Source organism: Veillonella sp. CNR 79/14, from assembly GCF_003992185.1.
Taxonomy (GTDB): domain Bacteria; phylum Bacillota; class Negativicutes; order Veillonellales; family Veillonellaceae; genus F0422.
Window position 1 is genome coordinate 1 of record NZ_RQVH01000042.1, and the last position, 4,244, is coordinate 4,244.

Sequence of the window (4,244 nt, forward strand, 5' to 3'; positions counted from 1 at the left end):
TGCTAGGTTTGTTGTGATCATGCATTATGCATTTCACATAATACTAATTATAGGTAAAGGACTGACACTAGTGTCAGTCCTTTCCTATTAGCATTATGTAACTCTAAAATTCAAAAATCTAAAAGCTAGTATGTATTGAATTTAACATTCTTTGATAGTTAATTCAGCTGTACAATGTGGACAGCGTGTTGCATCGTCAGCAATAGCTTCACGGCAATAGTCACATTTACGGATTTCCACCGGTGCTTCTGCAGGTGTAAATCGTTTAATTTGGCTGATGATAGCGAAAATACAAAAAGCAATGATAAGGAATTCAAAGACTGTATTTAAGAACATACCATAAGCCAAGACAGGGATACCAGCCGCTTTAGCTTCTGCTAAAGTCGCTGGAGCAGTACCAGTAGTTAAAGGGATGAATAGATTAGAAAAGTCCACTCCGCCTAATAATAATCCGATAGGAGGCATAACCACATCGTTTACTAAAGAAGTAACAATTTTACCGAAAGCGGCGCCAATGATAACGCCGACTGCTAAGTCTACTACATTGCCGCGCATGGCAAAGTCTTTAAAATCTTTCAAAAAGCTCATACTAATCTCCATTTCAAAATTCATACAATAAAAAGTATACCATACATTATAATAGAAATATATCGAAAAAGCTAGATGTAATCATGTACATGAAATAGTTGGATACACGACCTTGTATAGATTGTAAAAAAGCTGTCATACCGTTAGACGTTTAGGTCTAGGGATGACAGCTTTTGTATTAACGATGATGATCAACTTCTTGAATGTTTGCATAGTTCCGATATAATTCATTGGGTAATTTAGTAGTAATAATAGACGCCTTATCAATGGTGGCAAAAGTAACAGATGAAATGCGATCAAATTTAGATGGATCTGCTAAGACAAAGGCATTGTGACATTTATGTAATGCTTTTTCTTTCACAGCAGCATCGAGAGGATCTTCTGTGGTAAAGCCAGATTTATAACTTATACCATGAGCACCAAAGAAGCCTTGTGTAAAGTTATAGGAATCTAATTGATTAAGAGCTACACTACCGACAATAGATGATGAAATAGGATTTACAGTGCCACCTAATAAGATGACTTTCATATGCCGCGATGCTAAATGGGTAGCATGATGAATACCATTAGTCACAAAGGTAGCATTGGTGTGAGGTATATAATGTAATACCATTTCAGTGGTGCTGCCAGCATCAATGAAGATAAAACCAGAAGGGCTGATTAATTCAGAGGCAGCTAAGGCAATAGATTCTTTTGCATCGCGATACATAACGGATTTAGGGAGTATATCTATATCCGTTGTGGTATGGTCAATGGTGAGGCTGGCAGCGCCACCGTGAACCTTTTGCAATAAACCTTTGTTGTGGAGATAGGCTAAATCTCTGCGTATTGTGGGCGCTGAAGAAGATAAGGCTGTCACCAATTCGTGTACAGTGACCACCCGATTTTGTTTCAAGCGTCGTAGAATCGCAGAATAACGTTCTTCAGGAAGCATAGTAAAATCACCTCCAATTTATGATGAACCTAATACTGCTTAGGAAAACGTACCTATTATTTTTCCTATATTCATGGTAATATAAATGGCAAATAAATTATAGTAGTCTATGGTGGTTTTCATCAAAATGTATAAAAGTAAAGACTATATTTTGCGATAAATTAATAATCCGCTCTAGGCGGATAGAGATTGCATCATACAGATGAGGAGATACGTATGAAAATAACAAAAATGCATGGTTTAGGAAATGATTTTATCGTTTTTTTTGATGATGGTAATGTATCATTTGATGTGACGGATATGGCACAACGCCTCTGTGATCGTCATACTGGTATCGGAGCAGATGGTCTGGTTATTGTCATGCCTTCTGAGGTGGCAGATGTGCGCATGCGCATTATCAATTCTGATGGCAGTGAAGCTGAAATGTGTGGCAATGGCATTCGCTGTTTTGCGAAGTATGCCTACGACCGCCAAATCATTGATACAGAAGTGTTTACTGTAGAAACCTTGGCGGGCATTATGACGCCAACGATTATTGCGGAAAACGGCGTGGCCAAACTGGTGAAAGTCAACATGGGGAAACCTACATTTTCTGCGAAGGATATTCCTATGGACATAGAATCAGATAAAGTCATAGACTATACTATTGATGTAGACGGCACATCCTATGTGGTAAGTTCTGTACTGCTAGGGGTACCGCATACAGAAGTATTTGTAGAGGATGTAACAGCAGTTCCATTGACAGTATTAGGACCAAAGATGGAAAAACATCCACTCTTCCCCAAAGGGACAAATGTGAACTTTGTGCAAGTGGTGGACGAAAATACTGTGAAAGTCCGCACTTGGGAACGTGGTGCAGGAGCGACCTTAGCCTGTGGCACAGGCTCTTGTTCTAGTGCTGTGATGGCGCATGAAAAAGGACTGACTGGACGTTCTGTAGATGTGGAGTTATACCAAGGTGTTTTACATGTAGATTATGACGAAGATGGCACGGTATATATGACAGGACCTGCTACGGAGGTGTTTAGCTTGGACTTAGAGGATGTTACTTGCTAGATGGGTGCTAGCAATACAATGCGCTTCTAACACAAAAGAGGAAAGTTGATCAAGTGGAGTCAACTTTCCTCTTTTTGTATGAGTTATTATGAATTAGTTTTTAGCTGAACTTTCTTTCCAAACTTTTTCATAAATGCTGTCTGTGTCGTAGCATCTAATTTGTCTACGGTTAGAATTAAGCCGTCTACATTCGGTGTTGGTGTTACAGCTAGGATAGTGCCATGGGGCTCCAATTGACGATATAAGTAAGCGGCATCGGTTTGTAAATTGTCAAAGTCACCTAAGCTATAACTACCAGTAGTAATGATGTGATTATCTAAGAAGTGTTTGTCTTTAATATAGGCGGTTTCTGCAGTGATAGCTTTCACATCGCTAGAAGATGTAAAGGAAATGACTAATTTACCATCACGCCAGAACATAGCGCCACGATGGTGGAAATCGTAATTCTCGCCAAATGTTTTCTTGACCAGAGCGCGTGCCGTTTCTTCCATTTGTTGTTGCTGAATTGTGTGCTGAATGGCAGTAGCTTCTTTAGAGAAAAGTAAACGATATGTAATTTCTGCAGCTTCACCACGAGTGATATATTTTTCTGGATTGAATAAGCCTTTTGTACTGTAATTGATGAATCCCCATAAAGCTAGTTCACGTACTGATGATTGAGCCCAAGGAGCGATAAATTTCTGATCACTAAAGTGGATGGCATCGAGAGCTGTTGGGTCTTCAGTACGATATCCTTGGTAGTGTAAAAACTTATCAGCAACCACGGCAAACTCTTGGCGAGACATATACTGTTCTGGGCGATACGTATTGTCACCATAACCGCTGATAATATTAGCCCTTGCTACACTTTCAATAGCTAGAGAAGACCAACGGTCGGAAGTGATGTCTGAAAATGAACTAGCTAACATAATAGATGGAGTATCTCCAATCATATTGCTAAATAAAGAGGCAGCTTCCTCACGAGATAGTGGGTCATTGGGTTTGAATGTGCCATTGCGATATCCACTCATTATACCTTCTTTTGTCATTTTAGTAATTGATTCATAAGCCCAAAAGTTACTAGGTACATCAGTAAATCGATATTTTTGTACTCGATCAAAGGTAGAAATCGTATTTGGTTGAGAATATGTAAATGTGTTAGGTGTGGTTACCATAGTGCTTGTAGATAGTGAGTTGCTAGTTTGTGCTTGTAGTAATACTATAGGCAATGCAGTTAGCAATAGTGCAGAATAAATGCGTTTCATGGTGTGCCTCCGAATTAGGAAACTAAAAAATGTTTTACTATATGTATCATACCATATTTGAAAGATTCACTCCATGCGAAAAGAGTGATATTTATCAATGAATTTACTATTGAAAAAGTTGAATTATAGAGCGATGGTTATCTCTTTCATGAGTTTTGGTTATAGCACTATTTTTAAGTAGGAATTAGAGACTGAAAAGACATGTGTATTTTAATAGAAGATTTGATATGTATTAAAATACATAAAAATTATATAATCCTTGATGCTATAAGGATTGATGAGACTAGGGAAAACATGTGATTTTTGCTACAAATGAACTGGTTGATAATGACTAGCAAAATGGTATAAAAATGGTTTCTTGCTAATATTGCAAGTCTTTTGTAATTACAGAAAAATTACTATATAATAAAATTATCGTAAAA

4 protein-coding genes are annotated in these 4,244 nt (G+C 37.9%); 1 reads left to right on the plus strand and 3 read right to left on the minus strand.

Annotated features, from left to right (window positions below; genetic code table 11):
• Window positions 1-141 precede the first annotated feature (141 nt).
• Window positions 142-588 (minus strand): large-conductance mechanosensitive channel protein MscL, encoded by a 447-nt coding sequence (mscL, locus tag EO119_RS08020; RefSeq protein WP_009353215.1) that lies wholly within the window; start codon window positions 586-588, stop codon window positions 142-144.
• Between the two features lie 178 nt (window positions 589-766).
• A complete protein-coding gene (locus EO119_RS08025) occupies window positions 767-1,522 on the minus strand; it encodes a DeoR/GlpR family DNA-binding transcription regulator (protein ID WP_126941403.1) in 756 nt (251 codons plus the stop codon).
• Between the two features lie 216 nt (window positions 1,523-1,738).
• On the opposite strand from EO119_RS08025, the gene dapF reads away from it, so the two are divergent.
• Entirely contained in the window at window positions 1,739-2,578 is an 840-nt protein-coding gene (gene dapF / locus EO119_RS08030; protein ID WP_126941405.1) for a diaminopimelate epimerase, read from the plus strand.
• Window positions 2,579-2,664: 86 nt separating this feature from the next.
• Here dapF and EO119_RS08035 read toward each other — a convergent pair whose 3' ends face one another.
• Entirely contained in the window at window positions 2,665-3,822 is a 1,158-nt protein-coding gene (locus EO119_RS08035; protein WP_126941407.1) for an S-layer homology domain-containing protein, read from the minus strand.
• Window positions 3,823-4,244: the final 422 nt, after the last annotated feature.

Excerpts from the sequence above, each read along its gene's own strand:
- EO119_RS08025 (WP_126941403.1), bottom strand. The coding sequence starts at position 1,522 with ATGCTTCCTGAAGAACGTTATTCTGCGATTCTACGACGCTTGAAACAA.
- EO119_RS08035 (WP_126941407.1), bottom strand. The coding sequence starts at position 3,822 with ATGAAACGCATTTATTCTGCACTATTGCTAACTGCATTGCCTATAGTA.
- mscL (WP_009353215.1), bottom strand. The coding sequence starts at position 588 with ATGAGCTTTTTGAAAGATTTTAAAGACTTTGCCATGCGCGGCAATGTA.
- dapF (WP_126941405.1), top strand. The coding sequence starts at position 1,739 with ATGAAAATAACAAAAATGCATGGTTTAGGAAATGATTTTATCGTTTTT.